We start from the raw sequence: 25,906 nt of genomic DNA, 5'->3' as shown, positions 1-25,906 counted from the left end.
ATTCGGGAAAGGCGTGCAGCCTGACACGCTGATCCTCCCCCATCCCTCCGATCTGCGCCGGTTGTAGCGCTACATGCTCGGCGATCCCGACCCTGTCAATCGGTTTTTTGTAGCGCTACACGATCAATGCGCTTAGGAGGCAATCATGAGCAGCCGCCCGATATCTCGACGATCCAGCAGCGCTGTGACCATGCATGCGGTGGCCAAACACGCCGGCGTCTCGCCGATGTCGGTGTCCAATGTGATCAACGGCCGCCGCGTTTTGCCGCACACCCGGGAGGCAGTGCTCCGGGCGATTGCCGATCTCGACTACAAACCCAACGCGGCCGCCCGGGCTCTGGCGAGCGCGTCGCCGGTGCGGATCGGGCTGTTGTACAACAGCCCGGAAAGTGCGTTCGTCAGCGCACTGCTGGTGGGGGCGCTCGATGCGGCAACGCGTTTCGGGGCGCAATTGCTGATCCGCAGGTTCGAGGAGCACCGGACGCTTTCCGACATCCTGTTCGACATGGTCGAGGGCGGCGCCAACGCGCTGATCCTGCCAGCCCCCTATTGCGAGGCTGCGAGTGGAACCGGTCTGATCGAGCGACTGAACGTGCCGCTGATCGCACTCTGCTCCGGCAGCGAATTGCCTGACATGTCGTCGGTTCGCGTCGACGACGCCGCCGCCGCCCGCGACATGACCAACTATCTGATCGGCCTCGGTCATCGGCGCATCGGCTTCGTACGCGGGGCGCAAAATCATATCATCAGCAGGACACGTTTCGAGGGCTATCGCCTGGCCTTGCTTGAGCATGACCTGGAGCTGGATCCGGACCTTGTCGTCGACGGCGATCTCACCTTCGATTCGGGTCTGGGGGCGACGGAGCAGCTTCTCTCGCTGCGCCAACCGCCGACCGCGATTTTCGCGAGCAACGACGACATGGCCGCCGCCATAGTTTCAGTCGCCCATCGTCGGGATATCCGCGTGCCCGACCAGCTTTCCGTCGCGGGATTCGACGACAGCCCGATCTCCCGGAAAATCTGGCCCGCCCTCACCACCGTCCGGCAACCGATCGTCGATATGACCGAGATCGCGGTTGAGTCGCTGATCGAGATCCTTGGAAATCCCGCGACGAAGGAGCCGCTGGCGACCTTCACGACCTATGCCGATTATTCTCTGGTGATCCGCGGCTCCACCAGCGCGCCTGGGCTTTGCTGAGCACGCGGGAACGGCGGCGACGCTGCGAGCGGCCCGCGATCGTCGGTCGGCTTTACCGTCATACGGGATCATCGATTGCCTTTTCGAGCGCCGCCCACAGGGCCTCGGTCGCGACGCAAATCGTGACATCATGTGCTCGACGGTCACCGCTCCAGATGTGTCACGCCATATCCGGATAGTGTGGCACGAGATCGCCGAGGGTAGCTTCAAGCTGGCCCAGCCACGGGGCGAACATCCGCCAGTGTTCGACCGCATCGGTGAAGATCGGCTGGCGCACCTGTTCGGAACTGGCCGTGCGCACCGCTCGGCGCGTGCGCCAGAATTCGAGACAGGCGTCCTCGAACGGCACGCCGACATGATCGAGCAGGCGACGCACCTCGCCCGGCGTGTCCGCGACCATCTGCTCATAGATCACGCGGTGGACAGCACCCGGCGCAGCGCGGTCGAACGCCGCCATATGCGTGACATAGTCGCGATAGTAGCGGCCGATATCGACCAGGTCGTAGGAAAAGGCCTGCCCGCGCGCGAAATGCTGTTTCCATCCCGAGAAACAGCAGGCCATCGGGTGGCGCCGGGCGTCGATGATTTTCGCGTTGGGCAGGATAAGCCGGATGAGGCCGACATGCTGCCAGTTGTTCGGCATCTTGTCGATGAAGAGCGGCTTGTCTGTGTGGCGGTGGACGCGGGTGCGCTCGATATATTCCTCGCCCAGCCGAAGTCGGTCAGCCGGCGTCAGGGCGTTCGCCATCGCGCCGAAATCGGGGAATTCGCCTTCATCCACCCGCGATTGCAGTCGACTGGCGATGATCATCATCTCCGCCAGTTCCATCGTCCCTTCCACCTGGCTGTGGCTGGCAAGGATCTGCTCGACCAGAGTCGAGCCGGAGCGCGGCAGGCCGACGATGAAGATCGGGTCCGGCGCCCGGCAGCCGCCCTCGCCCATCCCAGCAAGGAAAGCGCTGGTGAAGACGTTCGTTGCAGCGGCGACTTCAGCGGAGAAGCCCTCTGCGTCATGCAGCACCATCGGCCGGCGCAGGCGGTTGCCCAGCTCATAATGCCGGAAGGAGGCAGGATAGTCCTTCGCGTCCTCCAGGGCCTTGCCCAGGGAGAAATGGAGGTGGAAGACATCTTCCTGGCTGGTCGCCTCACCCTGCTCAAGGGACTCGAGCGCCGCTTGCATCGCGGCGATGTCGTCTGCGCCCAGCTTCACCGTCTTGAGGTTGGCGAGGCTCCACCATGCTTCGCCCATGGTCGGCTGGTGAGTCACTGCCTGGCGATAGGCGTGGATGGCATCGGCCTGCCTGCCCAGCGTCTTCAGGACATGGCCCAGATTCTGCCAGATCTGCGGCTGCTCCGGTTGCTGCGCCAATAGTCTTTCGTAGATCTCCCGCGCCCGATCCTGATCGCCCAGACGTACCAGCACTGACGCCATGAGTCCGTCATGGCCGGGATTGTTGAGCGGCGAGCCGGTCAGTATCTCGGCATGCTCGAGCGCCTCGGACAGGCGATTGCTCTGGAGCAGCAGGCGGATCAGGAAGTCACGCGCCAGATCGTAGCCGGGGGCGAGATCGACTGCGCGTTCGACCAGCGCCAGCGCCTCGGTCATGTCGCCCCGCCGCCAGATGATCTCGCCCAACAGGCGGCAGGTGGCCGGATCGTCGGGCAGCCGCCCGAGCCGGGCCTTCAGGATCGCCTCGCTGTCGTCGAGCCGGTTTTCGTTCATCGCGACCGCGGCCGCGAGCAGTTCGGGGTCGCGGGACGAGGCGTGCACGCCGGAAAGATCGGCACGCCAGGCGTCCTGGACGCGGCCTGCCTTTCGCAGCTCCCGCGCCAACAGGAACCAGCCCGTCGCCACATTCGGCTGCTGCCGGGTCAGGCTTTCCAGCGCGGCGATTGCCTGCCCGGCATCGCCTGCCTCGCTTGCGGCTTGCGCCAGTTCCCAGATCACTGCCAGCGCACGCGGCTGGCTGCGGGCCAGGGCGGCAAGACGCGGCAACGCGGCCTTCGGCTTGTCCAGGCGTCGCAAGGCCTGGCACGCGAGAAACTCTGCCGGCGGGAAACCCCGCACCTGAGTCAGGATCGCTTCGGCCTGCGACAGCGCCCCCGCCGGTTGCGTGTCCAGCAGTTGCACGGCGCGCTCGAACGCCTGAGCCGGCGAGAGCTTGGTGATCATGCGAGCAGTGTTCGTGCCGGCGTCCATCGGGGCCCCCTTATTCTCTTCGCAGCTGCAGAATGAAACCGATTTGGTTGTTGCGCAACCGGTGAATCCGGATGCCCGGCACGGTGCCGATATAAGGGTGTTGACTCTTTGGTACGTTGCAGCATTATGAAACTTGGACGACCGTCATATTTGCTCAAAAAAGGGCGGAAGTCCAAGGGGAAGTTAGATCAGAATATTATGCTGCGCCCTCGCGCGGCAGGCCGGAGAACACAGGCTGTTCCCGGTCGCGGAGGCTCTTTGCCTTGGCGAGGGCGAGCCCAAAACACGTGCCCGCAGTCATGGTGCGGCGCAATAAATGCGCGCGCCTGAATGTCGAGATTGGAGAGGGAGGTTTCATCAAGGGGAGTCTTGAATATGAAAATGCAATCTCGTCGCCGGTCGCAATGGATGAGGGTCCTGGGGGCCACCACGATGTTGGCCGGCTTGGCCTTGCCCGGCATGGCGCTCGCGGCCGAAGATCCGCCCGCTGTCCCGGCTGCGGCCGTCCCGGCCGCGTCCGATCCCGTCGCGGACACGCAAGCAGGTCTTGGCGAAATCCTCGTGACCGCGACGCGCCAGTCCCAGAGCATCCAGAAGGTGCCGATCTCGATGCAAGCGCTGGACTCGGCGAAATTGGAACAGCGGCAGATCAAGGGGCTGTCCGACTTCTCCGCCCTGCTTCCGTCAGTGTCCTTCGCCGGCCTCGGACCGGGGCGCCAGACCATCTATTTCCGCGGCATCGTGCCGGCCGGCGGCAACTATGCCTCGGTCGGCTATTATCTCGACGATATCCCGATCACCGGCACCGGCTCGCCCGATGTCCATATCTATGACGTGGAGCGCATCGAGGCCTTGTCCGGTCCGCAGGGGACGCTGTACGGCGCCGGCTCGCTGGCGGGCACGATCCGCCTGATCACCAACAAGCCCAAGCTTGGCGCGTTCGAGTTCGGTTTCAACAGTGAGGCCAACAAATACGGCAAGGGCGCTTTTGGCGGCCAGTTCGAATCCTATGTCAACGTTCCGGTGACCGATACGATCGCGATCCGCGCCATGGGCTTTTACCGGCATGATGGCGGCTATGTCGACAACACGCCCAACAACGGCAAGTTCAATGACGGCTCGTCCTCGACACTGTCGCTCGGCGACAACAATCCGCTCACCAACTACACGCTCAACAACGCGTCGATCGCGAAGAAGGACTATAATCCGACCTATGAATATGGCGGCCGAATCTCGGCGCTTTGGGATATCGCGCCAGGCTGGGAGATCACGCCGCAGATCACCGCGCAACGGCAGATCGCCTATGGCTATTTCGGCTATGATCCGCGCGTGGGCGACCTTCAGGTCCACGACTATGACCTGACTCGCCAGGACGACAAATGGTTTCAGGCCCAGCTTAGCATCCACGGCCATATCGGCGACTTCGATCTGGTTTCAGCAACGGGATATTTCAAGCGCAATACGAAGCTGCGTAACGACTATACCTATTACACCGTCACCTATGACCAGTTCGGCGGCGGATACGAGAATTATCTCCAGTTCTTTGACAAGAGCGGTTGCACGGGGTCAGGCGCGACATTGAAGTGTTCGACGCTGATTAACCCGACTCAATTCTATCACCAGGACAACAACCGCAAAAAGTTCACGCAAGAACTGCGCCTGTCTACGCCGAAAACTTGGCCGTTCGATGTGACGGTCGGCGGATTCTACCAATATCAGAAGAACGAGAACAACAACTACTATGCGATCCACGGACTTGATCAGATCGCGGGCTATACGAAGGCTGGTTCATATAGCACCGGCGGCGATACGACAGACCTGGCCGGTTTCGGCATACCGACCACGGCGGGCGGTACGATGGTCGTCAGTCCGGCGGCGGCGGTGAAAGGGGATGGTTTCTACATCACCGAGAATGATCAAGTCTATCACGACGAGGCGATCTTCGGCGAGGGCCATTACAATATCACGCCTACGGTGAAGCTGACCGGCGGCATCCGATACTTCTGGACCGATTACTCGATCAAAGGCTTTTCCGGCGTTACCGCCTCGGCCCTCAGTGTCGGCTGCTCGGTCCCCTTGTCGGCGACGCGTCTCGCCTGTTCCAACCAGAACCCGCTCGCGGCGGACGGCGTCGGTCGGTACAAGGAACAGGGCGAGACCCATAAGGCCGCGATAAACTGGCAGTTCACGCCGTCCAAAATGGTCTATTTCAACTACTCGACCGGCTTCCGCCCCGGCGGTTACAATCGGCCGCTTCGCATTCGTGCGGCAGGTGGCTTGCCGCAGGTCACGGTGGCGGCACCATCATTCAAGTCGGAAACGCTCACCAATTACGAACTGGGCATCAAGACGACGTGGCAGAATATCTTCCGCTTCAACGCCGCTATCTACATGGAAGACTGGAACAACATCCAGTACGGCGTGGTCGTCGCGGGCGCGCAGGGCGCGGGCTATACCGGCAACGCCGGCACGGCCCGGGTCAAGGGCGTGGAATATGACGCCGACCTGAAACTCGGCAAGGTCACGTTCTCGACGTCGGGCGCTTATAACGACGGCAAACTCACCGGGAACTTCTGCAACTTCGTGGCAGACCGCGCGGCGCTGTCGATCGTGCAGCTCCCCAGTTGCCCGACCGGCTCGACGGTGACTGGGCTCGGCGTGCTGATTGCACCCGGTGCGACGCCGCCACCCGGTAGCGGTACGGTGACTTCGGCGGTAGCTGCCGCCAGCGGCACACGCCTGCCGCGCCAGCCCCAGTTCAAGGGCACAACCTCGATCCGCTACGATACCGATCTCGGCGATTACAAAATCTATTTGCAGGGCGCTGCGCTGTACCAGACTTCGGCAACGCAGGACTTGAACGTTTCCCAGAACAATCTGCTCACCTGCGCGACTCTGGCCATCGCCGCAACGCAAACTGCAGCAGGCAAATCCTGCACGACTCCAGGCTTCCTCTCCTTCGATTTCTCCGCCGGCGTGAAGATGCGCAATTGGAGCGTCGATCTGTTCATCCAGAATGCCTTCGACAAGCGTGGGATTTTAACGACGAATACCTTCTGCTCGATCACCTTCTGCGCGGGTTCGTCGCGCAACTTCACGATCAAGCCGCAATTCTTCGGGATCAAGTTCAGCGGGAAATACTGAGCCGAAACATCTTCGATCCAGGGACTCTCCGTGGCCCGGCGCCACGGAGGGTTTTCCTTTGCGGACCAGATTTTGACGCGCGCCCATCTCGATTCAATCGCAACGCCGGATCGGTCATGGGTGGCGAACGGGACATTGCAGAAACCCGGCTTGCTCATTCTCATGGTCGGTCTTTTGCATATCCTTCAGCCGCGTACGGCAGGAGGCTCGGCGCCGCATTTCCCTGATAAATTCCCTGATAATTCCCTGTTCCCGCCCGGTTGGGCGAATGCGATTCCTAACAAGTATTTATAAATCATAGATAATATTTGAAATCCAACGAGCAAAGGCGGCGAGAAAAAATATAATTTCCCTGATATCGGCAGCGGAACAGGGAATGGATCGGCGCACGGTGCACGACCGGGCTGGTCAAACGGCCGCTATGGCATCCAGCTGCAGCAATGCAGCGAGCAGTGTCTCGTCTGCCCCCGTCGACCGCAGCCGCTCGCAGGCGCAGGCGGCGAAACCGCTTGCCTGCGCCGTCGCAAAGCTGATGCCGTAGAGATTATGCTGTAGCGGCACGCCGGGGATCGGGCGCGGGTAGCCCGACGCGTACAGGACGCCATTCTCGACCCGCCAGGTTTCGCGTGGCACATCCCAGTCGAGACCGACGCCCAGGACGCCCTCGAGCGCGCCTGGCAAGCAGGGCGCTCCATTCGCTTCGCGTGCGGCGACGATCAGCGCACCCTGTTCCGCCGCGCGCGTTGCCAATCCGGCGAAGAGCGCGCCATGCGCCGGATTGACGGTGCCGAGGCTGAGATTGATCACATCGGCCCCCAGATCGAGGCTCAGCCCGATCGCCGCCGCGAGCGCGCGGGCGCTTGTCTTCAGCGTATCATGGAAGACCCGCATGGGCAGGATCTCGGCATCGGGCGCCTTTTCCTGGATCGCGGCGGTGACGGCGGTGCCATGGCCAAGCCGATCGAGCGCCGCATCGTCGCCGGCCAGCATCGTCCCGTCCGGCGCTATCGCCCTGCCCGGCAGGACATGGTCGGCGCGAATATGGGGGTGGTCGGGATGGACGCCGCTGTCGATCACCGCGATCCGCACGCCCCTGCCCGTAAAGGTCCGGCCGAGGGCTTCAGGCAAGCGCATGTTCGATCACGGCCCCGGCGCCGACCTCGGCCCGCCCCTGCTCGATCGTCACGACCATGTCGGCATGGCGCGCGAGCGCGGGCTTGTGCGTGATGACGATGATCGTCGCCGCCGGCAGCGCCTCGCGCAGCCCCTCGGCGATCCGCTGCTCGGTCATCGCGTCGAGCGCGGCGGTCGGTTCGTCGAGGATCAGCACGCTCGGACGGCGCAGCAGCGCGCGGGCAAGGGCGATGCGCTGGCGCTCGCCCGCGGACAATGCCATGCCGCGCTCTCCGACCGGGGTATCGAGCCCCCGGGGCAGCCGGGCGAGCAACGGCTCCAGCCCCGCCGCCGCCATCGCCGCCACAATCTGCGGCCGGGTCGTTTCGCCAACCGCGAAGGCGACATTCGCGCCGATCGTATCATTGAACAGATAGGGCGCCTGATCGACCAGCAGGATCTCGCGGCGAAGATCGGCGAGGCGCAGCGTGCGCAGGTCATGTCCGTCGACCAGGATGCGGCCTTCTCCCGGATCGAGGAAGCGCACCATCAGATCGGCCAAGGTCGACTTGCCCGCGCCGCTCTCGCCGAGGATCGCGCAGAAGCTGCCGGCCGGAATGACGAGGTCGACCCCCGCCAGCACTGCATCGCGATCGTGCCGGAACGCAACATTCTCGAACCGGATGCCCTGGCGAACCGGGCCGACCGGCAGCGGCGTCGCGGCTTCAGTCACCTCGGCGGCGGTGTCGAACAGCTCGAAGATCCGGGCGAGCGACACCCGAGTCGAGGCGAGCCCCGACGAGAGCCCGAGCAGCGCCTGCACCGGCGAGAACACCCGCATATGATAGGCCGAGAAGGCCACCAGCGCGCCGATCGTCATCTGCCCGTGCATGATCTGCCAGCCGCCATAGAGCGTCACCGCCGATGTCGACGCGGCGAGCAGCGTACCGGGCAGGGCGCCGGCCATGAACGACGCGACCTGCATGCGCAGCATCACGCGGACGAACGCGCTGTTGCGGGCCCGGAAGCGCGCGGCCTCATGCTCCTCGGCGCCGAGCGCGGCGACGACGCGCATCCCCATCACCGTATCGACCAGCAGGCTGCCGAGATCGGCGCCGCGCTCGCGCATTTCCCGCGTGAGCATGGTGACCTTGCGCTGGAGCTGGAGGAAGACCCCGACCGCCACCGGCACCAGCACGGTGCCGACCAGGAACAGCCGCCAGTTGAGCCAGAGCATCAGCCCGACACAGCCGATCAGGAACAGCATGTTGCTCAGCGCTGAGAGGACCGTATCGCCGGCGACCCGCTGGACGTCGCTGACATCGCTGTTGATGCGCGACATCAGGTCGCCGAGCCTGAACCCGCCATAGAAACGCGGGCTCAGCGTCTGGAGATGGCGCAGCAGCGCCACCCTTATATCGTACAGCATCGCCGCCGAGAGCGCGACGTGCCGATAGCTGGCAAGGATGTTGAGCGCGAAGCCGCCGAGCGTCACTGCGATCATCGCACCAGAGACGGCAACCAGCGCGGCCATGTCGTTCTTGAGCAACGCGTTGTCGATCATCAGCTTGGACAGATAGGGCTGGGCAAGGCCCGATGCGGTCGCGAGCAGGCTGATGAGCAGAACCCCCGCGAGCCTCCCGACATAGGGCCTGACATAGGGCGCCAGCCGCCGATAGGTGCGCCATTCGGCAACCCGAGGCGTGGCAGGCAGTGCGTTCACGCCGCCAGCTCGCGCGGAACCAGGCGCGCGCCGCGCAGCATGAAGCGCGGCTCAGGCATCGTCGCCAGCCGTGCAGTGCACCAGGCATGGCCGTCGGCCACCGCCGCCGCCTGCTCGCGCCACCAGGGCGACGTGCCGCCGCTGCGATAGAAGGGCAGGCTGATCTGCAGGTGGCGGCGCATCGCGGCGAGCAACATCGCCTGATAATGGCCGAGCAGCGCCGACCTCTCCTCACCGCCGCCGCTGCGCTTGATGCCGGCGATCACCGCGGCCGCGAGAACCGCTTCGCGCGCCGCTTGCGCGGTGCCGTCGCCGCAGATCGGATCGAAGGCGATGGCGGTCGTGCCGCAGGCAAGCCAGTCATGCCCCACCAGATTTTCGAGCATGCGTGGCGCGGTCTCGAAGCGCGCGGCAACAGGGCCGATAGTACCGATTTGCGCCGAGACCAGCCGGCTCTGCCCCAACAGCACATCGAGCGCGTCGCCGACCCCGAGCAGCCAGGCCTTGCCCGCCCCGCACGGGATCAGAAACAGCCAGCCGGACTCTATTGCCTCGATATGGCAGGCTTGCCGGTCAGCCTGTGCCACGAGATCGACCGCCACCGCCATCGCCCCGCGGCGGCCGAAATGGCGCACCCCCCCGTCCGGAAAAGGCGGCGTGCCACGCAGCGTGAAGCAAACATCGCCATCGGGCGCGGGCAGCGGCGGCAATGGCAGTTCAGCGGTGAGTTCGGCACCGGTGACCACGATTGCCTTGTGCGGCAGGATGGCCGGCTCTCCCCCGCCCCAGGCGACGATCCGCCGCGCGATCGGCGCGCCGCCGCCAAACAGGTCCGGCCGCCCGAAAATGTCCCGCAGCAGCGCCAGCGCCGCCTCGCTCAGCATTACGACCGGCGCGGGAGAGCGGACTGTCTCCCCCGCGCCGGCCAACTCGAGACCGTCGCAACGCAGCAACCGCACAGCTGTCGCGACGGATACGCCGTCCCCGCGTATCAGCACCGTCGCCGCCACGGCGCTCACTTCAGGATGAGCATGCCGGCCATCGTCGCGTCGGCCCCGAGATCCCAGGTGCGGTCCAGCTTCAGCGTCTTTGCGTCATAGACTTCGATGTCGTAGCTCGCACCGTAGATATAGAGTTTCGCGCCGTCGCCCGACATGCCGAAGGTGAAACGCGAGCGGCAATGGAACTCGGATTTGTCGAGCAGCGAGGTCGTCGCCATGTCGAAATGCCAGATTTCGCAACGCTTGTTGCCGAGCGTGCCGTTGGTCACCACGGCATAGCCGTTCTTGCCATCGGGTGTAATTTCGAGACCCGACATCTGGTTCGGGACTGGCCCGATCGGCGTGAAATCGAACTTGCCGTTGACGAGATCGAAGCGGCCGAGGCCGAAGATCTTGTTGTGGATATAGGGATCCGAGGCGTTGAACAGCGACACGAATTCATTGGGGTTCTGCAAGGCCTCGACACCGCCGCCGAAGCTCACATTCTCCATCCCGGTCGTCTCGGGCTTGGCCAGATCGAGCCGATCGGTAACCTTGAGCGTCGCGGTGTCGATCGTCAGCACCTTGTCGCGGAATGCGTAGAGCTTCTTGCCGTCCGGCGAGATCATGAAGGCCGAGCGCATGCCCGCGAGCGTATCGTCTTCAGCCTCGAGTTCGGCCGTCCGCGTGACCTTTTTCTGCTGCAGGTCGATCACCGCGAACATCGGCTTGCTGACCTTGTAGCGATCGGCTTCCTTGTCGAAGCGAAGCAGCTGGGTGTAGAAATAGCGCCCGGTCGGATCGGGGACGCCGCCGTTGAAGCGATAGCGGGTGGTCGGGGTGTTCAGGCTGAACTGGTTGAGCACCTTGCGGGTGGCGGCATCGAGCACGATCACGCCGCTGGTGGTGATCGTGGTGACATAGATCAGCTTCTTGTCGTTCGACATCCGCATCGAAACGGGCAGGCCGGCCGCAAGCTGGATGCGCTCCTTGACCGTCCCGGTCGCCTCGTCGACGGTGAACATCTTGTCGGGATAGGTGCCGAGCAGAAGCGTATCCGCCTGGGCGGGCGTGCCGAAGGCGAACAATGCCGTGCCCAGCATAGTGACGAGGCTCTTCATGCCACCAGGTAACTGGCCGGGAACAGGGAGCTTGGTCATTCTGCTGCTCTTCCTCGAAAGGGCGGCCGCGCCGCCGTTGAAACCCGCGAAACCCTGTCTCAAGGGAAGACGAGATCGAGATTGCGCCAGTCCTTGGTCGCGGCGGCACAATTGCTCGCCCAGTCCGGCGAGTAGTTGACATGATCGGGCACCTGCACCGGCCAGAAGCAGGTGACGTAGCAATCATAGATGTCGCGCTCGACCGGCTGGCACAGGCCCGCCGTGCCGCCCCCGGCGTCGACTTCCCAACCCGGCGAGAAGGAAAGCGTGCAGCCCATCGGCACATGCGGCCGCGGCCCGGCGGGTTGCTGCTGCAGCGCGACGACGTCCTCGTCATCGACCGCATCGACGCTCTGCTCGATCTTCTGCGCCTTGATGTTGATCGGCTTGAGATGCTTCATGACAAGCCCTTCCTCTTCGCGAAATGTTCAAGAAATCCGGGGTTCCTGGCGGCAATGGTGCCGTAGATTTTGAGACACGTGTCCGTCCAGGTGCGGATCCAGTCGCAATAATGGAGGTTGGCGTGCCCGGTATCGCCGTAGCGGACGAACGCCTCATGATGGCACCCGCCGGCGCAGAGCGGCCGTGCCCAGCACGTCTGGCATTCATATTTCGCGCCGACATGGCCGCGCGACAGAAAGTCCTCGCGCTTGCCCTGGTCGAGCCCGGTTTCGAGGTTGCCGAGCGTATGCGTATCGGCGTCAGTGAAGCGATGGCAGGGCGACAGATCGCCCGAGGGGCTCACCCCGAGCAGCCCGAGCCCCGCGCCGCACGGATGCGACTTGTTGGTGCCCGAGATCAGCTCGCCGATCGTCTCGCTGACATTGGTGAAGCCATGCATCTGGCCGCGCAACGCGTATTCGAGCCATTCCTCGGAGAGCGCGTGGAAGCCGTCGAGCACAGTCTCCATGCCGGTGTCGCCCAGCGAATAATCCTGGTTGTCCGAGGCGGTCACCGGGGCGAAGCCGACTTCGTGGAAGCCGATATCGTCCTTGAGATGGCGGTAGATGCGGATCACGTCGGTGACCCCGTCGGTCAGCGTCACGCGCGCGGTGATGGCTCGGGTCTTGTGGCGGGCGATCAGCGCGCGCAGCCTGGGCTCGATCACCGCATAGCTGCCCTTGCCGTTCTTGTAGACGCGGCGCTTGTCCTGCAGCTCGGCGGGGCCGTCCATCGAGACGGTGACGCCGATCGCATTGTCCGACAGGAAATCGATGATCTCGTCGGTCAGCAAGGTGCCGTTGGTGGTCAGGCTGAAGGTGATCTTGCGCCCCTGTCCGCTCGCCTGCAGGTTGGCATAGTCCACCACTTCGCGCAGCAGCTTGAAGTTCATCAGCGTTTCGCCACCGAAGAAGGTGACATGGACGGCTTCGCGATTGCCCGAGCTTTCGAGGAGGAAATCGATCGACGCCTTTGCCGTTTCCAGCGTCATGTATTTCGGCTTGCCCTGCGGCGTGGCGATCTTGTCGGAGCCGAATTCGTAGCAATAAGTGCAGGCCAGATTGCACTGGTTGGTGACGTTGAGCACCAGGGCCTGCAGCGGATAATCCATCGGCGGGCCAGCCGGCGCACGGGCGGGGGTGATCTCCTTGGAGTGGATCACGCCGACCAGCCGCAACTCGCGCACCAGCCCTTCGGCATCCTCCCGCTCATTGCCGGCCGCGACCAGTGCGCCGACCAGATCCGCATGGTCCATCTCGCCATGCTCGAGCAGATCGAGCACCGATTTGGTCACCTCGTCGAGCGCGAAGATGGCGCCGGCCGACACCAGATAGATGAAGCCGTTCTCGGCTGCCTCGAACTCGTGCAGTTCCCCGCGCCGATAGCGCTGGCTCAGCATGACGGTCATTGCGACACCTCCGGCTGATCCCATTGCTTGTACGCCGGGACGGTTACGACGAGATAGGCCTTGGCGGTGAGCGGCTTGCCGAAGCTGTCCTTCTCGGTCTTCGCCGTGGCGACCACCCAGACATCGCCGTAATTGTTGCGCAAATTGCTGCGCTCGGGATTGGGGCCGTCGCTGTTCGGCGCGAAGAAGCCGGTCGGGCTGAGCTTGCCGACGAATTTGGCGTCGTCGTCGAACCAGGTCGACTGGAATTCCTGCACGCTCCAGGTGGCTGGGACGATACCGACATTGACGTCGTCGGCGGTGTAGGGCTTGCCGTCCGGGCCGTTGTCGAAGCCCCAGGCGTCGAACTGGCCATAGCCCTTGGGGTGCTTCTCGCTCCCGAGCCGGGTGATCGCGGTTTCCGGCGTCACCTTGATGTAGGAAATCTTGCGGTATACCGGGAGCGACGCGCTCAGCACCGCACTGCCGACCGAGACGTCGCGCAATCCCGCGATCGCATTCGCCGCGGCATCGACCGAGACGACGATCTCGCCCGGCGTCGCGCTGACAACCTTCGTCACCGCGAGACCGCTGCCCAGATCGATATCCTTCACCGTTGGCGAGGTCGGAAGGCTGTCGCCATAGATGTGCACCTGCACGCCCTTGCTGCCCGCCTTGACGGCATAGGGGGCGATCGCCGCGATGGTGGGTCCGCCATCGGCGCGGGTCAGCTTCACGTCATAGCCGAATTCCTGATAGCTGCCCCAGAACCAGCGGCCCTGCGCTGTCTTGCGATCCGGCGAGAACCACATCGTCTCGCGCGTCGGGTTGTCGAGCGATTCGGGCGAACTGGGCGCAGCGGCGGCGGCGGATCGGCCGCGCCAGCTATAGCCGGCATAGACGATGCCGCTGCCGCTGCGCGTCAGGGTCGAGCCATCCTCGATCGAGCGCAGGGCGATCTGGGTCTTGAACTCGGCGGCCTCGCCGCCGGGCGCAATCACGACCGTGCCGACATAGCGTCCCTTGCCGGCGATCAGCGCATTGACCAGCCATTTGCCGGCCAGCCGCGGCGCCTGCATCCGTGCCGTCCACTGAGTCCATTCGGGCGTGTGGAGCGGTGCGGTCTTGCGCATATAGTCGAGCGCGATCGACCCTTGCGTGATGGGCAACGCACCCGGTTTCTGGACGATCGGCGTCGGCGTGCCGAAGACGGCGCCGGGCTCGTCGACCGCCGGCCGGCGATATTGCGCATCGGCCTGCGAATAGAGCGCGACGTGGAATTCCTGCAGCAGCTTCCATTCCTTGGCGGACCGCCGCCAGGACAGAGGCTGAGCGAAGGCATGGCACGCGGCGCAGGCGCCCCGCAGCGACTCGCTGGGAATATTGGTCTCGTCGATGATGCGATGCTCGGGCAGGTACATCACCGGCTTCGCCTCGTCCGGCGCGAGGCCGTGATCGTCCGACAGATACCGCACGATATGGCGCGATTCCTCGGGGGTGATCTGCAACCCGTTCAGCTTGACCATGCGCTTGATCGCCTGCGCCCAGCCCTCGGGCGTGGTGCGCAGCCAGGAAATGCGCGAAAGGTTGCCCTTGGCGTCCGGCGTATGGCAGCCGCCGCATTTCTGCGTCGTCGTCGCATCGGTGACCGGGATCCCTTCCTCGGTCTCCGCCGGATCGCCTACGCTGTTGACCTGGGCCACCACCGCAGTCGCCGAGCATAGTGCTGCAATTGCGAACAGCGACCGCTTCGAGAGCAGGCCGGCAAGGCTCTTTCGCCGCTCGGCATCAGCCCCGCGCTGCGCCGGAACGAAGATCATGGAATCGATTTTCGGGAAGGCCATGCTCGCGAAATCCCCCATTTAGGCGCGACCGTCACGATTCGATTTCGGTCTGCACGCTAAGTTTGGACATACGTCCAGAATTGGTCAACAGATTTCGCTGCGGTGCGATAAAAATCATGCGATGGGGTCGAAAACGGATGGAAATTCAGGGCGCTTTGAGCCGTTCTCCCGTCGACCTCAGCGAGGGTGGACGGCCTCATATTTGATTGATGGTCGAGCTGCCCCCGACAGCTCAGCAAAAATGCGACAAAAGCGGGCGCTCCCGCGCTTCACGCCAGGACGAACGGCAGGCTTCGAAGACGCGTGCCGGTTGCGGCGCGAATCGCGTTGCCGATTGCCGGGATCACCGGCGGCAGCGTCGGCTCGCCGAGGCCGGTCGGCGGATTGTCTGTCTTCACCCAGGTGATCGCGATGGCGCGCGGCGCCATATCCATCCGCAGCAAGGGGAAGTTGTGGAAATTCTCCTGCGTCACCGCGCCCGCTTCCTGCACGATCGGCTGCCAGACCAGCGCCTGCGCCATGCCGTCGATCGCGGCCCCCTGCATCTGGTGCTCGGCATTGAGCGGATTGATCACCTGGCTGCCGATATCACCGGCGATCCAGATCTTGTCGACGCTCACGGCGCCATCGCTCACCGTGATGTCGACCACCTCGGCAAAATAGCCGCGATGGCTGAAATAGAAGCCGAAACCGCGCCCCTTGCCCGGCACCGTCGATGGCTTGCCGGTCCAGAGCGCAACGCTGCAGACCGCATCGATCACGCCGCGCGCGCGGCCGGTGTCGAAAACCGGGCGACCCTTTTCGGCCGGCAGTGCGCGTGGCGCACCGAGCGTGCGGCGCATCAGCTCCGGCAGGTCGATGCCGGCAGCTTCAGCGACCTCGTCGAGAAAACCCTGGATGACGAAGGCCATTGCGTTCGAGGTCGGCGCACGCAGCCAGCCGGTGTTGAGGTTCGTCGTCAGATAGGACGCGCCATAATGCATGTCGGGCACCACCGGCCCCGGGAATTCGGTCGCCGACATGCCCGCTGCGCGGAGCGGCTTGCCGTTCGCGCCGAAGCTCACGAAATGATCCTTGAACGCGATGATCGCGCCCTTCGCGTCGAGGCCGGCGGTCAGGCGATGCCAGCCGGCCGGCCGGTAATAATCGTTGCGCAGATCGTCGGTCCGATCGAACAGCAGTTTGACCGGGCGGCCCGGCACCCCCTTCGCCACCTGCGCGGCCATCACCATGTAATCGCTCATCAGCCGCCGTCCGAAGCCGCCGCCGATCCGCGTCATGTGGATGATCATCGCATCGGGCGCGATGCCGAGCATGTCGGCGATTTCCGAGCGCCCAGTCGCCGGGTCCTGCGCCGGCGCCCAGAGTTCGAGCTTGCCGTCGGTGCGCCAGTGCGCAGTGCAATTCTGCGGTTCGAGGGTGGCGTGCGCCAGGAATGGATAGGAATAATCGGCCGAGACCGTCCTGGCCGCACCGGCCAACGCCGCATCGACATTGCCGGCCTTTGCGAGATCGACCTGCGCGGCGCCGCCGAGGAGGAGGGCCGCCTGCTTTGCATAGCTCTCGGTGGAAAAGCCGGCCTGGGCAGCGGTGCTCCATTTGGGGTCGAGCAGGTCGCGGGCCTTGTGCGCCGTCCACCAGCTCTTTGCGACGATCGCCACGGCGTCGTTACTGCCCTTCGGCACGCTGCCGCTGTTGATGGGCACCACTGCCATCACGCCCTTCACCCCGAGCACGGCGGCGGAGTCGACGCTCACCAGAATGCCCTGGCTGATCGGGCATTTCAGCAGTGCCGCGTACACCATGCCGGGCGGCCTGGCGTCTATCCCGAACAGCGGCACGCCCTTGACGATGCCGGGTGTGTCGACCCCGCGCCTGGGCGTGCCGATAATCGTGAACGCGTCGGGCGATTTGAGCGGTACCTTGGCGAGATCCGGCACCGGCAACGCGGCCGCTTCGCTGGCCAGGGCGGCATAGGCGATGCTGCGGCCGCTCGGCTTGTGGAGAACGGTGCCGGTCGAGGTCGTCAAGGTGCCTGTCTCGACGCCCCAGAGCTTCGCGGCAGCGGTCAGCAGCATCTGCCGCGCAGCGGCGCCGGCCTGCCGCATCGGCAGCCAGTTGGTCGGCGTAGCGGTGCTGCCGCCGGCATATTGCGCGCCATAGAGCCTTTCGTCGGCATCTGTCTGCTCGATCCGGACCTGGCTCCAGGCAACATCGAGTTCGTCGGCGATGAGCATCGGCAGCATCGTCTTGATGCCCTGCCCGATCTCCGGATTCTTGGCGCCGATCGTCACGCTGTTGTCAGCCGCGATCCGGATGAAGGCAGTGATCACCACGGGCTCGACCACCCCCGCCACCGTCTGCGCAAGCGCGAGCTTCGCCTCGAAGGTCAGCGCTGCTCCGCCCGCCAGCGAAACGGCGAGGAAGGAGCGGCGGCTGACCATGCCGATGTCGCTCATGCTCCGTCCGCCACGGCAGCAAGGCCGGCTGCTTTGCGGATCGCCTTCTGGATTCGCAGATAGGTTGCACAACGACAGATATTGCCGCTCATGCCGGCGACGATATCGTCATGCCCGGGTTTCGGCGTGCGGGTCAGCAAGGCAGTGGCCGACATGATCTGACCGGCCTGGCAATAACCGCATTGCGGCACGTCGAGATCGACCCAGGCATCGACCACGCGCTTGCCCGCCGGCAGGGTCGTGACTGCCTCGATCGTGATGATCTGCTTGCCGACTGCTTCGCTGATCGGGGTCTGGCAGGATCGCACCGCCACGCCATCGAGGATCACCGTGCAGGCGCCGCACAGCCCGGCCCCGCACCCGAATTTGGTACCGCGCAGATCGAGATCCTCGCGCAATGCCCAGAGCAGCGGCTTGTCCGGCTCGGCGTCCACCGTCCGCTTGCCATGATTGACGATCAGCGCAATGGCCATCCTCGTCCTTCCAGTGTGTTGCGGCTGACCTTATGGGATCAGCTTGAGTCCCGCCAGTCGCGCACGTTCGGCGGCGACGTCGGTACCGGTCTTGCCGGCGCCACGCACCGCGGCGATTTCGGCGGCGGTGAACGGCGCGATCTTGCGCGCCGCCTTCTCGAGCGCCATCGCGTGGTTGAGCACATCGGCGATCGCCTGATCGCTGAGCGACGCCATCGAAGGCATCAGCCCGCTGATACGCTTGCCGTCGACCGTGATCGGGCCGTAGAGCCCGTACAGCAGCACCATCGCCAGATAGCGGCGGCCTCCGGTCGAGCCGGCGATGACCGGAACGCGACCGGCCAGTCGCGGAAAGCTGCCCGGCAGGCCGGCGCCGTTGGGCTGGTGACACATCGAGCATTGCGCGGCAAAGGTCTGCTGCCCGGTCGCCAGCGCCGGGACGGGCATCGCCGCGGCGAGCATTGCGATGGCCATCATTCCCCAACCAACTCTCATGACGCGCGCACCCTTTTTCTCGCCACCGACACCGCCCGAAAGCCCCGATAGGGTCGGGTGAATTCAATCTTCAATGAAGTTTCAGAAACTTGAGCCCCGCAATAAATATTGGACAAACTTCAAGTATTCGTCAAGCGCATTTTGCGGAGCGGGAGCGCGCGGCCCTCGCGGGGTGGTGATGGCCAGAGAGACATGGTAGGCACGAGCCAATGACCGGAGAGAGCATCATGTTGTGGGGCCCGCGCCCCGGTACCTATGTGCGCGGCACGGAAACGGTCGATGCGATTCTCAAGGCCGCGCGCACCGTCCTGATCGACGAAGGCGCTGGCGCGTTCACCATCCGCCGAATCGCTGCCGAATGCGGCTTGAAGGTCGGGAATGTCAGCTACCATTTCCCCCGCAAGGAAATGCTGATCCAGATCCTGCTCGACGAATTGCTGGAAGGCTATGACAAGCTGCTGGAGAGCCGGGTGCGGCAGCCCGATCTCAGCGTCGAGCAGAAGCTCCGGTTGATCATCGTCATCTGCCTCGAGGATATCGCCGGCAAACGCACAACCCGGTTGTTCACTGAGCTCTGGGCGCTGGCCAACCACAATGAATTCGTCGCCGATCGCGTCCGCGCCTTCTACCAGAAGGTGCATGATTTCATCGGCGAATATGTCGCGGCCCTCAATCCGGCTCTGTCGGCCGACGAAGTGCAAACCGTTGCCCTGTACATCAGCGCCTCGATGGAAGGCTCAACGCCGTTCCTTGGCTATGAGAAGCCGTGGAGCGCGAAAATGCCCGAATTCATCAACATTGCGACCTTGTCGCTCGTGGCGCTTGCCAAGACGATCACATCGGACCAGATTGACGGCCTGCGATAGAAAGCGGCCCTGACGGACCGCACCACGCTCGGAGGGGCTGCACCGATCGGCTGAAGGGCGCAAACGCGCCGCGGCGGGGGGCGCAGCGTGAAACGGATCGGGCTACCTCATTTTCCAGCAAGTGCGGCGGCGCCGCTCGCCGCGGCGATGGGCTGTCTCCAGCCGGGGATCGACCCGGTTTTTCTCACCTTGCTCTCGCAGGCGTCACACGTGCCGATCGCCGCCCATGGCCTCATCGTCGGCGGGACTCAGACCGGTGCGGCGCTCGGCTCGCTTGCGGTCTGGCGGCTTGGCCCGCTGTTGTCGCACCGGGCAGTGATCGCCGCCGCATTGGTCGCCCTGACGTGCAGCCTTGCCACGGCGGGCATCGACGACATCACGGCGATTCTGCCGATCCGCTGCTGCTACGGGCTCGCGATGGGCACGGTCTATGCGTACGCCATGGCAGCCTATGCGACGCGCAAGCCAAACCGGGCCTTCGGCGCCGTGTTCCTGATCCAGCTGGTCCTGTCGACATTGGTGTCGCTCGCGCTGCCTGAAGTGGGACACGCAGCCGGCGCCGATGTCGCGCTCGGCCTTCTGGTGCTCGCCCCGGCGAGCGCGCTCGTCGCGCTGCTCCTGATGGAGGAGCGCGATATGTCGCGCGGCGGCGGCGCCTCGCCGGCGCCGTCAGCCGTGCCCGCGGCCGGCTGGGCGCTGGCAGCCGCAACCTTCTGGTTCATCTGTGCGACGATGTTGATCTGGAGCTTCTCGGCCGGGCTGGCGACGGCGGCCGGCATCGCTGATCGCACGATTGGCCACGCAGTGGCGATCGGATCGATCAGCGGCGCCCTTACTGCCCTGGCCGTGATGCGCGAAAAACTCCTGGTGCCGCTGCCCGTTACCGGCCTGCTGGCGGGAGCGGCACTGGTCTCGCCGATGGTGCTGACCGCGCCGGGCGCCGACGCCGCGTTCGTCGTGTCGATCATCCTGCTCAATATCGGCTCGACCGCGATCATCATCCGCTGTTCCGGTCTTGCCGCTGCGTCGAGCACTGATTCGCGTTTCCGCACCTTCGTCGCCTGCACGCACAGCCTCGGACTGATCGCCGGCCCGACCCTTGGCACGCTGATGATGGCCCTGTTCGGCCCGGACGGTCTGCTCGCCGGTTTGCTGGCCGCTCTTGTAGCGGGTCTCGGGTCGGTGGTCTGGGCCGCTCTTGCGGCTGCGGACACCGGTACCCGCAGCCCCTCCCGCGCCATGGTCCCCGATGCCGCCAACACGGCACAAATAGCGCTTGACTGAAACTTGACGTCCGTCCAGTTTGCGATCTCGACGCTTCGGCGAAGCGTAAGCAAAGGGGCCAGGCAAGATGAAGTTCGCCGCGATCGAAAAGCTCTCCGCGGCGTCGGCCGTGATGCTCGCGCTGTCCTCCGTCGCGGGGATCGGCCGGGCCGAAACGCGGGCGAGCGTTGCGCCCGAGCAGTCCGAGGTCGCCACGCTTTCGGCGCCAAAGCCGAGCTGGATTTTCGTGAACCGGGGCTTCGTCTTCCCTGGCGCCGCGATCTACGACACCGCCACCGGCAAGATGCTCGGCATGGTCGAGACCTCGCTGCTGGCGGACATGGCGATCGATCCCGCCGGCAAATATTATTACGTATCCGAGACGATGTGGACGAAGGGTTGGCGCGGCACCCGCCAGGACATGGTCACCATCTACGATTCGGCCGGCCTCAAGCTGCAGACCGAGATTGCGATGCCGGGACGCATCCTGATTGGCGGGCGCAGAAACAATTTCGTGGTCAGCGACGATGGCAAGACCGCCTTTGTCTACAATCTGAGCCCGGCCTCGTCAGTGAACGTGATTGATCTGGTAAAGCGCAAATTCGTCCGCACTGTCGAACTCCCCGGCTGCGCGAGCCTGATCCCCAATCCCGGCGTCGGATTTTCGGCGCTCTGCTCGGACGGCACGATCGCGACGGTGGCGATCGGCGGCGCCAAGCCGGTGACGACGCGATCGGCGTCCTTCTTCTCGGCGACCGATGATCCGATCTTCGACAATTTCGCTTATGACAAGGGCACGCGGGAAGCAGTGTTCCTGAGCTATACCGGCCAGGTCTATACAGCGAAGATGGGTGCGACGCCGACAGTCTCCGCGCCCTTTTCGCTGCAGGCGGCGGCAGGCGTGCGGCCCGGCGACACCAGGCCGCTCGACACCAACTGGTATCCCGGCGGCGGACAGCAACTGGCGCTGCACCGCGCCACCGGCCATCTTTATGTGCTGATGCACATGGGTGAATATTGGTCGCACAAGGCGCCGGGAACCGAGATCTGGGAACTGGATGTCGCGGCGAAGAAGGTGGTCAAGCGCGTCGCCCTCGAAGAGCCGGCTTCGACGATCGAGGTCACGCAGGAAGCTGCGCCGAAAGTGATCGTCTCGGGCGAAAGCGGCACGGTCCACATCCTCGATGCGAAGAGCTGGGAGGAAAAGTTCAAGCTCGAAAAAGCGGGCAGCGGCATCATCTTGGCGGCGGACCCCTCGTGAATGCAGCGCTCGCGACGGTGACGGCGATGCCGGGGCTGGGCGTGATCGGCCTCGCCGGAGCCCTCGGCGTCGGCATGATCTTCACGCACGCCGGCATATCGAAGCTGCAGCACAAGGAGCTATTGGCCGGCATCGTCGCCAATTACCGCCTCCTGCCCGAACCGCTGGTGGCGCCGGTCGCGCGCGTGCTGCCCCTGGTCGAACTCGCGCTCGGGCTGGCGCTGCTCGCCGACGGGCAGCGTGCCGCCGTGCTGCCCGCGGCACTCCTGCTGCTCGCGTTCGCGGGGGCGATGGCGATCAATATACGCCGTGGTCGCACCCATATCGATTGCGGTTGCGGCCGCTCGCAGCTGCGCCAGACAGTGAGCTGGCCGCTGGTGTGGCGCAATCTCGCGCTGGTGGCTCTTGTCCTGCCGCGACTGTTGCCCGCGCCGGGGACGAGCGGCCTGGATCTCGCGACCGCGATCGCCGGTGGCGCCGGCCTGTTTCTGACCACCCTGTTGTTCAACGCCATCGGGTCGCTCTCCGCGTCGCCGCTGACGGCCAAGCGGAGCTGACGGTCGATGCTGACGACACTTCTGATATCCCAGCTGTTTTCGTGGATCGTGGTCCTGCTGCTCGTCATCGCCGTGCTGGCGCTGGCGCGGCAGGTCGGCGTTCTGCATATGCGCGTCGCACCGGCCGGCGCGCTCACCACCGCTGGCGGACCCGCGGTCGGCAACGCAGCGCCGGCCATCCCGGCGTTCACGCTCGATGGCCGGAAACAGATGGTCGGCGGCGCTGCGCCGGGCGTGAAGCTGCGGCTGCTGATGTTCGTGTCCGCCTCCTGCCCGCTCTGCAAGGCGCTGATCCCGATGGCGAAATCCTTTGCGCGAGACGAACGCACCCAGCTGATTTTCGTCGGCGACGACGAGCCGCAGGCGCAGCGTGAGATGATCGCGCGCCACGGCCTCGAAGACTATGTGTTCATCAACGGGCCTGATGTCGGCCAGGCCTTTGCCGTCGGCAAGCTGCCCTATGCCGTGCTGCTCGATGCCGAGGGCGTGATCCTCTCCAAGGGTCTCGTCAATAGCCGCGAACATCTCGAAAGCCTGGTGATCGCGCACGAGATGGGCGTCCGATCGGTGCAGGATTACATCGCCACGCTCACCAGGGTGGCCTGATGCCGTCGGCCTGCGCCTTACAGGGGATAGTTGCATGAAGAAGTTCGATCCTGACGCCCTTGGGGAAAATATGCTGCGGCGCTTCGCCGGCGGCACCTCGCGCCGCGGCATGCTGGCCAGGCTCGGGCTGGCGCTCGTCGCCGCGCCGGTGTTTCCGCTGCTGCCGGTGAGCCGCGCCGGGGCGAGCAAGCCCGATCGCTCGCCCGAGGCCAAGACTGCCTTTGCCCGCGGCGCGCAGACCACTGACGACACCAAGTGCACTTATTGGCGCTATTGCGCGATCGACGGTTCGCTATGCACCTGCTGCGGCGGCGGCGTTCACACCTGCCCGCCCGGGGCCGAGCCCTCGCCCGTGTCATGGGTCGGGACCTGCATCAATCCCGAAGACGGCAAGGCCTATCTGATCGCGTATCGCGATTGCTGCGGGAAAGCCTATTGCGCGAAATGCGATTGCGACAATACCGATCGCGAGACCCAGCTGTATATGCCGCAGCTCAACAACGACGTGATCTGGTGCTTCGGCACGGCCAGCATGGAATATCATTGCTCCACCGCCGTGCTGGTCGGGACGGCCTGAGCGGCGGCGGGCTACGACCAGAGACGGGAAAGGCGATTCGCCCATGCACAGACGCGCCGGAATGGCCTTCTGCTTCGCCCTCATCGCGCTGGCGGGATTTGGCGTGGCGCGCGGCGAGATCGCGCCGGCATCCCTGCCGCTGATGGAAGATCCAGCACTCGCCCGCTCGGACTATCTCGAGCAATGCGCCGGTTGTCACGGGGTGAATGGCAGCACCGCGCCGGCCGAGCTTCCCGAACTGCGCGGCCGGGTCGGGTGGTTCATGTGCACCCCGGAGGCACGTGCCTATCTGCTCCGCCTGCCCAATGTCGCGCAGAGCCGGATCAAGGACGATGGCGAATTGGCGGACATGATGAACTTCGTCGTGTTCGTGCTCGGTGAAGGCAGTGCGCCCGCCGGGACGAAGCCCTTCACCGCCGAGGAGGTCGCGCGCGAGCGCCGGCTCGCGCTGACCACGACAGCGCTCACTGTCGAGCGTGCGCGCCAGGCCGACGCGGTGATCCGCAAATGCCACGCGCCTGCCTCGCTGCGGCTGCTCTATCCGGCGCAGATGCGCTGAACCCGACAGCATAAGCGGGACGCCGTTGTCGGAAGGTCTCGCAGGAGCTGGTACCGGTGGAAGGGGTGGTGGCTTACAGGACTCGAAGGCATTGTGTAATATCTTGATATTGCATATTTAATCTCTCACCAAGCCGCATGTGGTCCCAGCGTGGCCCCTGACAGAACCAGGACACGAACCCGCGCCGATGCGGAAAAACCGGCCACTAACGCGGCACTCCAAAAAGCGGCCGATTGCGGCCGTGGGGAACGGCATTGGTGAAGCGCGTAGGTCGTGGCCCAAAAATCACCGCATAGTGCTGCCAAGAATATTTCCTTCGCGAGCGAGAGCCACAGCGTAATCACAAGTCTTGTCGACGCCGGTTGCCCATCGGGCCGATCGACTGATGCGCCGCGGCATTTGCTGGACGGCGGATTCCGATACAGTCATTTTGGTTGATTCAACGGACACCCGATCAATCTAAATTCCGTTGCGTCGGAGCGAGATGTGTCTAGATTTGGGACGGTACAGCGACAGTCGTGAGTCGTGCCAGGGGGCCGGCACAGAAGTTGTGCCGGGGGGTTGGAATGGGTGCCGACCGCGCACTGGGTTTTCTGAACGAGATGCTCTGGGCCAGCCTCCTTGTGGCTGGCCCCGTCCTCATAGCTACCTTGCTGGTCGGAATCCTAATCAGCGTATTTCAGGTGACAACGCAGCTCCAGGAAATCACCCTGAGCTACGTCCCCAAAATCCTTGTCGCGGCCTTTCTGCTGATCGCCATTGGTCCCTGGATGATGGGCCGGGTCACTCAGTTCGCGAGTTCACTCTATCTTCTTATCCCGACGCTCGCGGGCTGATCCTGACCATGGAAGACTTGGCGCAGAAAGCGATCGCTATCCTGCTGGTGAGCCTGCGAATTGCGCCAACCCTTGCCTTTGCATCGCCGTTCACGCTGATGCGGGTTCCAACCGCTGTACGTGTCCTGCTCGCAATCGCGCTCGCCGCGTGGCTGGTTTCCAGCCATCCGCTGCAGAGCTGGCAGGGCGACTTCCAGTCTAGGGGTGTCTTCCTGACCGCGATCGGGGAGTTGTTTCTGGGCATCGCCCTGTCGCTTTCGCTCCAGCTCGCCTTCGCCGCCCTTTTGACGGCCGGGCGCACGATTGACGTGCAGGCAGGATTCGGCATGGCGATGCTTATCGATCCGGCAACGCGTACCCAGTTGCCGATCGTAGGCACCCTATTCGCGTATGGCGCGGGCGCCGTATTCTTCGCAACGAACGGCCCCGCCGACCTTCTTGCCATCTGGTCGGAATCGCTCGAGCGCGTGCCACTCGGCAGCACCGCGATCGGCGGCGATATCACGATCCTGAGCGGCTATATCTCGGCTGTCTTCGTGATGGCATTCGGGCTTGGCGGACTGATCATTCTCGCCCTGTTTCTCGCAGACCTGGCCATCGCGTTCATGTCGCGCACGCTGCCGCAGATGAACGTGATGTTGCTTGGCTTCCAGGTGAAGGCCATGGCCACCCTTGCAGTACTGCCGGTCGCGATATCGCTGTCGGGCGCCTTGTTCCTGCACATGTTGCGCTATGCGCTTGAAACCGCGCCGCGACTGATCTGA

General features: G+C 64.4%; 22 protein-coding genes. 11 read left to right on the top strand and 11 right to left on the bottom strand.

Annotated features, from left to right (window positions below; translation table 11 throughout):
• Nucleotides 1–190 precede the first annotated feature (190 nt).
• On the top strand, nucleotides 191–1,198 hold the full coding sequence (locus ABD050_RS05935; protein WP_343888380.1) for a LacI family DNA-binding transcriptional regulator: 1,008 nt from the start codon (nucleotides 191–193) through the stop codon (nucleotides 1,196–1,198).
• Nucleotides 1,199–1,358: 160 nt separating this feature from the next.
• Here the strand turns inward: ABD050_RS05935 and ABD050_RS05930 are convergent, their stop codons facing one another.
• The gene (locus ABD050_RS05930) at nucleotides 1,359–3,398 is read right to left on the bottom strand and encodes a tetratricopeptide repeat-containing sulfotransferase family protein (protein ID WP_425542412.1); all 2,040 of its coding nucleotides are present in this window, start codon (nucleotides 3,396–3,398) and stop codon (nucleotides 1,359–1,361) included.
• 432 nt (nucleotides 3,399–3,830) lie between these two features.
• Here ABD050_RS05930 and ABD050_RS05925 point away from each other — a divergent pair, with 432 nt between their 5' ends.
• Nucleotides 3,831–6,542 carry a TonB-dependent receptor gene (locus ABD050_RS05925; RefSeq protein ID WP_343888315.1) on the top strand — a complete coding sequence of 904 codons (2,712 nt, stop codon included), beginning with the start codon at nucleotides 3,831–3,833 and terminating at the stop codon, nucleotides 6,540–6,542.
• A 408-nt stretch (nucleotides 6,543–6,950) separates the two neighbouring features.
• On the opposite strand, the gene qhpE is transcribed toward ABD050_RS05925, so the two are convergent.
• The 10 genes from qhpE to ABD050_RS05875 all read right to left on the bottom strand — a co-directional run bounded on the left by qhpE (nucleotide 6,951) and on the right by ABD050_RS05875 (nucleotide 18,596).
• The gene (qhpE, locus tag ABD050_RS05920; protein WP_343888314.1) at nucleotides 6,951–7,670 is read right to left on the bottom strand and encodes a subtilisin-like serine protease QhpE; all 720 of its coding nucleotides are present in this window, start codon (nucleotides 7,668–7,670) and stop codon (nucleotides 6,951–6,953) included.
• A complete protein-coding gene (locus ABD050_RS05915) occupies nucleotides 7,663–9,378 on the bottom strand; it encodes an ABC transporter ATP-binding protein (protein ID WP_343888313.1) in 1,716 nt (571 codons plus the stop codon). The genes qhpE and ABD050_RS05915 overlap by 8 nt, the downstream gene beginning before the upstream one ends.
• Entirely contained in the window at nucleotides 9,375–10,397 is a 1,023-nt protein-coding gene (locus ABD050_RS05910) for a hypothetical protein (protein WP_343888312.1), read from the bottom strand. Before ABD050_RS05910 ends, ABD050_RS05915 begins: the two co-directional genes overlap by 4 nt.
• Nucleotides 10,394–11,518 carry a YncE family protein gene (locus tag ABD050_RS05905; RefSeq protein ID WP_343888311.1) on the bottom strand — a complete coding sequence of 375 codons (1,125 nt, stop codon included), beginning with the start codon at nucleotides 11,516–11,518 and terminating at the stop codon, nucleotides 10,394–10,396. Before ABD050_RS05905 ends, ABD050_RS05910 begins: the two co-directional genes overlap by 4 nt.
• A 59-nt stretch (nucleotides 11,519–11,577) precedes the next feature.
• Nucleotides 11,578–11,919, bottom strand: a complete 342-nt coding sequence (gene qhpC / locus ABD050_RS05900) for a quinohemoprotein amine dehydrogenase subunit gamma (RefSeq protein WP_343888310.1) — start codon at nucleotides 11,917–11,919, stop codon at nucleotides 11,578–11,580.
• Nucleotides 11,916–13,367, bottom strand: a complete 1,452-nt coding sequence (gene peaB / locus ABD050_RS05895) for a quinohemoprotein amine dehydrogenase maturation protein (RefSeq protein WP_343888309.1) — start codon at nucleotides 13,365–13,367, stop codon at nucleotides 11,916–11,918. Before peaB ends, qhpC begins: the two co-directional genes overlap by 4 nt.
• On the bottom strand, nucleotides 13,364–15,166 hold the full coding sequence (gene peaA / locus ABD050_RS05890) for a quinohemoprotein amine dehydrogenase subunit alpha (protein ID WP_343888308.1): 1,803 nt from the start codon (nucleotides 15,164–15,166) through the stop codon (nucleotides 13,364–13,366). The genes peaB and peaA overlap by 4 nt, the downstream gene beginning before the upstream one ends.
• Before the next feature lie 293 nt (nucleotides 15,167–15,459).
• Nucleotides 15,460–17,649 carry a xanthine dehydrogenase family protein molybdopterin-binding subunit gene (locus ABD050_RS05885; RefSeq protein WP_343888307.1) on the bottom strand — a complete coding sequence of 730 codons (2,190 nt, stop codon included), beginning with the start codon at nucleotides 17,647–17,649 and terminating at the stop codon, nucleotides 15,460–15,462.
• Entirely contained in the window at nucleotides 17,646–18,122 is a 477-nt protein-coding gene (locus tag ABD050_RS05880) for a (2Fe-2S)-binding protein (protein ID WP_343888305.1), read from the bottom strand. The genes ABD050_RS05885 and ABD050_RS05880 overlap by 4 nt, the downstream gene beginning before the upstream one ends.
• Before the next feature lie 30 nt (nucleotides 18,123–18,152).
• A complete protein-coding gene (locus tag ABD050_RS05875; protein WP_343888304.1) occupies nucleotides 18,153–18,596 on the bottom strand; it encodes a c-type cytochrome in 444 nt (147 codons plus the stop codon).
• 248 nt (nucleotides 18,597–18,844) lie between these two features.
• Here ABD050_RS05875 and ABD050_RS05870 point away from each other — a divergent pair, with 248 nt between their 5' ends.
• The 9 genes from ABD050_RS05870 to ABD050_RS05830 all read left to right on the top strand — a co-directional run bounded on the left by ABD050_RS05870 (nucleotide 18,845) and on the right by ABD050_RS05830 (nucleotide 25,906).
• The gene (locus ABD050_RS05870; RefSeq protein WP_343888303.1) at nucleotides 18,845–19,483 is read left to right on the top strand and encodes a TetR/AcrR family transcriptional regulator; all 639 of its coding nucleotides are present in this window, start codon (nucleotides 18,845–18,847) and stop codon (nucleotides 19,481–19,483) included.
• An 87-nt stretch (nucleotides 19,484–19,570) separates the two neighbouring features.
• Nucleotides 19,571–20,767 carry an MFS transporter gene (locus ABD050_RS05865; RefSeq protein ID WP_343888302.1) on the top strand — a complete coding sequence of 399 codons (1,197 nt, stop codon included), beginning with the start codon at nucleotides 19,571–19,573 and terminating at the stop codon, nucleotides 20,765–20,767.
• Nucleotides 20,768–20,834: 67 nt separating this feature from the next.
• On the top strand, nucleotides 20,835–22,007 hold the full coding sequence (locus ABD050_RS05860) for an amine dehydrogenase large subunit (protein WP_343888301.1): 1,173 nt from the start codon (nucleotides 20,835–20,837) through the stop codon (nucleotides 22,005–22,007).
• Entirely contained in the window at nucleotides 22,004–22,564 is a 561-nt protein-coding gene (locus ABD050_RS05855) for a MauE/DoxX family redox-associated membrane protein (RefSeq protein WP_343888300.1), read from the top strand. Before ABD050_RS05860 ends, ABD050_RS05855 begins: the two co-directional genes overlap by 4 nt.
• A gap of 6 nt (nucleotides 22,565–22,570) precedes the next feature.
• Complete coding sequence (locus ABD050_RS05850; protein ID WP_343888299.1) at nucleotides 22,571–23,170, top strand: thioredoxin domain-containing protein; 600 nt, start codon at nucleotides 22,571–22,573, stop codon at nucleotides 23,168–23,170.
• A 34-nt stretch (nucleotides 23,171–23,204) separates the two neighbouring features.
• Complete coding sequence (locus ABD050_RS05845) at nucleotides 23,205–23,747, top strand: methylamine dehydrogenase light chain (protein ID WP_343888298.1); 543 nt, start codon at nucleotides 23,205–23,207, stop codon at nucleotides 23,745–23,747.
• 43 nt (nucleotides 23,748–23,790) lie between these two features.
• Nucleotides 23,791–24,306 (top strand): c-type cytochrome, encoded by a 516-nt coding sequence (locus ABD050_RS05840; RefSeq protein WP_343888297.1) that lies wholly within the window; start codon nucleotides 23,791–23,793, stop codon nucleotides 24,304–24,306.
• A 566-nt stretch (nucleotides 24,307–24,872) separates the two neighbouring features.
• Nucleotides 24,873–25,142 carry a flagellar biosynthetic protein FliQ gene (locus tag ABD050_RS05835; RefSeq protein WP_343888296.1) on the top strand — a complete coding sequence of 90 codons (270 nt, stop codon included), beginning with the start codon at nucleotides 24,873–24,875 and terminating at the stop codon, nucleotides 25,140–25,142.
• Between the two features lie 8 nt (nucleotides 25,143–25,150).
• Complete coding sequence (locus ABD050_RS05830) at nucleotides 25,151–25,906, top strand: flagellar biosynthetic protein FliR (RefSeq protein ID WP_343888295.1); 756 nt, start codon at nucleotides 25,151–25,153, stop codon at nucleotides 25,904–25,906.

This window comes from Sphingomonas oligophenolica, assembly GCF_039522915.1.
GTDB classification, from domain to species: Bacteria; Pseudomonadota; Alphaproteobacteria; order Sphingomonadales; family Sphingomonadaceae; genus Sphingomonas; species Sphingomonas oligophenolica.
The sequence above is the reverse complement of the archived record's forward strand: the minus strand, read 5'-3'. Positions and strand labels throughout refer to the sequence as shown.

Bases quoted from the DNA above. Each gene is read 5' to 3' on its own strand.
- ABD050_RS05935 (WP_343888380.1), top strand. From the start codon at position 191: ATGCATGCGGTGGCCAAACACGCCGGCGTCTCGCCGATGTCGGTGTCC.
- ABD050_RS05930 (WP_425542412.1), bottom strand. From the start codon at position 3,398: ATGGACGCCGGCACGAACACTGCTCGCATGATCACCAAGCTCTCGCCG.
- ABD050_RS05925 (WP_343888315.1), top strand. From the start codon at position 3,831: ATGTTGGCCGGCTTGGCCTTGCCCGGCATGGCGCTCGCGGCCGAAGAT.
- ABD050_RS05905 (WP_343888311.1), bottom strand. From the start codon at position 11,518: ATGACCAAGCTCCCTGTTCCCGGCCAGTTACCTGGTGGCATGAAGAGC.
- qhpC (WP_343888310.1), bottom strand. From the start codon at position 11,919: ATGAAGCATCTCAAGCCGATCAACATCAAGGCGCAGAAGATCGAGCAG.
- peaB (WP_343888309.1), bottom strand. From the start codon at position 13,367: ATGACCGTCATGCTGAGCCAGCGCTATCGGCGCGGGGAACTGCACGAG.
- peaA (WP_343888308.1), bottom strand. From the start codon at position 15,166: ATGATCTTCGTTCCGGCGCAGCGCGGGGCTGATGCCGAGCGGCGAAAG.
- ABD050_RS05885 (WP_343888307.1), bottom strand. From the start codon at position 17,649: ATGAGCGACATCGGCATGGTCAGCCGCCGCTCCTTCCTCGCCGTTTCG.
- ABD050_RS05880 (WP_343888305.1), bottom strand. From the start codon at position 18,122: ATGGCCATTGCGCTGATCGTCAATCATGGCAAGCGGACGGTGGACGCC.
- ABD050_RS05875 (WP_343888304.1), bottom strand. From the start codon at position 18,596: ATGGCCATCGCAATGCTCGCCGCGGCGATGCCCGTCCCGGCGCTGGCG.
- ABD050_RS05870 (WP_343888303.1), top strand. From the start codon at position 18,845: ATGTTGTGGGGCCCGCGCCCCGGTACCTATGTGCGCGGCACGGAAACG.
- ABD050_RS05860 (WP_343888301.1), top strand. From the start codon at position 20,835: ATGAAGTTCGCCGCGATCGAAAAGCTCTCCGCGGCGTCGGCCGTGATG.
- ABD050_RS05850 (WP_343888299.1), top strand. From the start codon at position 22,571: ATGCTGACGACACTTCTGATATCCCAGCTGTTTTCGTGGATCGTGGTC.
- ABD050_RS05845 (WP_343888298.1), top strand. From the start codon at position 23,205: ATGAAGAAGTTCGATCCTGACGCCCTTGGGGAAAATATGCTGCGGCGC.
- ABD050_RS05840 (WP_343888297.1), top strand. From the start codon at position 23,791: ATGCACAGACGCGCCGGAATGGCCTTCTGCTTCGCCCTCATCGCGCTG.
- ABD050_RS05835 (WP_343888296.1), top strand. From the start codon at position 24,873: ATGGGTGCCGACCGCGCACTGGGTTTTCTGAACGAGATGCTCTGGGCC.
- ABD050_RS05830 (WP_343888295.1), top strand. From the start codon at position 25,151: ATGGAAGACTTGGCGCAGAAAGCGATCGCTATCCTGCTGGTGAGCCTG.